The sequence below is a fragment of the Nonomuraea turkmeniaca genome, from assembly GCF_005889735.1.
Taxonomy (GTDB): domain Bacteria; phylum Actinomycetota; class Actinomycetes; order Streptosporangiales; family Streptosporangiaceae; genus Nonomuraea; species Nonomuraea turkmeniaca.
Genome location: NZ_VCKY01000493.1, coordinates 1 through 2,400, shown reverse-complemented (window position 1 = coordinate 2,400; position 2,400 = coordinate 1). Strand labels below are relative to the sequence as shown.

General features: G+C 69.7%; 1 protein-coding gene. It reads right to left on the bottom strand.

Features of this window, described 5'->3' with window-relative positions:
• Positions 1 to 2,400, bottom strand: a 2,400-nt coding sequence (locus tag ETD86_RS53955) for a condensation domain-containing protein (RefSeq protein ID WP_138674323.1), incomplete at both ends; no start/stop codon positions are given.

The following is a 2,400-nucleotide window of genomic DNA, read 5'->3' as shown; positions in this document are numbered from 1 at the left end:
ACCAGACCACCGGAACACCCATCGACCCGCCAGCCGGCACCATGCCGGCATCCCGGTCCGCGACCACGACCCGCGCCTGGCTGTCGGCCAGCATGAACGCGATCCGCTCACCCGGCAACCGCCCATCAATCGGCAGATAAGCCGCCCCCGCCTTCCACACACCCAGAATCGCCGTGATCATCTGCGTCCCGGACGGCAGACACAACCCGACTACCGACTCCGCCCCCACACCCAGCCCCTGCAGATAACCGGCCAACCGATTAGCAGCAGCGTCCAACTCCGCATAAGAGACCTCGACACCACCGGCCACCACCGCAACCGCATCCGGAGTCGCCGCCGCCTGACGCTCGACCAGGCGAAGAACCACAGGGCGGAGGTCCGGCACGGAGGTGTCGTTCCACTGCTCGACCACGAGGTCGCGCGCGGCGGAATCAAGGACGGCCACTGAACTCAGCGCGGCGTCCGGGCCACCATCGAGGGCCGCGGTGAGCGCGGTGGCCAGGTTCTCCACCGCGGTGCAAACCAGCGATCCGACCTCACGCGCATCGACGGAGCTCACCGCCAGCACGGTCAGGCTCAGCCCTTCCGGACCTGCGTCATTCACCGACACGGTCAACGGGTAGCTGTTCCGCACCTGCCCGAAGACGGTCCGGATCCCCTGGATCACCGGCTGCCCGTCGGCCTCCGTGTCCTGGACCGCGGCGTTGCCGGCGATGTGCCGGTAGTTGAACAGGGAGGTGAACAGCGGCGTGTCACCGACCAGCCCGGCGGCCTGCTGCGCCACCGCCAGCGGGGCGTGCTCGTGCTCCAGCAGCGCGGCAAGCTGCGTCCGCATCTCCTCGACGGCCGCCCGTACCCCGATCTGACCAGTGCGCACCCGCACCGGCAGCGTGTTGATGAACGGACCGACGACTCGGTCGGCGCCCTCGCCGGCGTTCATCCGCCCGAGCAGGACCGTGCCGAAGACCACGTCGTCGCGGCCCGCCAGCACAGCCAGCACCCGCGCCCACGCCACGTGCAACACCGTGGCCGCGCTGATGCCCATTCGCTGCGCCAGTTCCCGCAATCGGGCCACGACCTCGTCTGGGATGGGGACGCGCTCGGACACCACATCGACGTCGTCGCCCCGCACATCCAGCAGCCCGAACGGCGCCGTCGTCTCGGTCACGTCGCTCAGCAGCTCGGCGAAGAATCGCTCGTGCTCCACCCGCGACACAGCGCCACGAGCCTGCGCCACGAAGTTCCGGAACGGCAGTGCCGGCGCCAGTTGCCCGTCCTGCCCCGACAGCACCGCCCGCAGTTCCTGGACGAGCACGTCCATGCCCTGGTGGTCCTGCACCATGTGGTGCATCCGCACCAACCCCAGCCAGCGGCCCTCAGCCACCTCGGCGATGTGCAGGTCCATCAACGGCGCCCGGCCCAGATCCATCGCCGATCCCGCCAGGCGCACCAGGGCGCCCGCCGGCCTTTCCTGGCCGGCGTCCAGCGCGTGTTCGACCATCGACAGCGTGGCTTGCCGCCACACCACCTGGACCGGTTCCCGCAGTCCTTCCCACACGACGCCGGTGCGGTAGATGTCGTGCCGGTCGATCACCCGCTGCAGCGCCTGCGCGAATCCGTCCAGCCGGGCCCGCGAGTCGAACTCGAGCACCTGCAGCGAGACATACACATCGGTGCCGTCGCCGGCGAGCAGATGGTGGAAGAGCATGCCTTCCTGCAGCGGTGCCAGCGGATACACGTCCGCCACGTTCGCCGCACCGCCCTCCACCGTGGCGACGACTCGTTCTATTTCGTCCGCGGACAGATCGACCAGCGGCAACATCTCCGGCGTGATCCGCTCGGCATCGGCCGGAATGAGGTTCTCCGGCACCTCCACCGCATCGACACCGGCCGACCGGGCCAGGCCCGCCGGGGTGGGCGACTCGAACAACGCCCGCACCGACACCGACACGCCACGGCCACGCAGTAGCTCGACCAGCGACACCGCCAGCAGCGAATGGCCGCCCAGCTGGAAGAAGTCATCATCCACACCGGCCGACTCCAGGCCCAACACCTCCGCGAACACCTCGCACAGGATCTGCTCCTGCACCGTGGCCGGAGCCCGGCCCGACCCGCTCACATACTCCGGAGCGGGCAGCGCCTTGCGGTCCAGCTTCCCGTTCGGCGTCAACGGCAACGCAGACAGCGTCACCACCGCGGCGGGCACCATGTACTCCGGCAGCCGCCGGGCAAGGTAGTCCCGCAGCCCGTCATCCACCGTGGCACCGTCGCCAGGCACCACGTACGCCACCAGCCGCTTGTCACCCGGGACGTCTTCACGGACGACGACCGCAGCCTGGGCGACGTCCGGATGACCGTGCAGCACCGCCTCGACCTCACCCGGCTCGATCCGGAACCCCC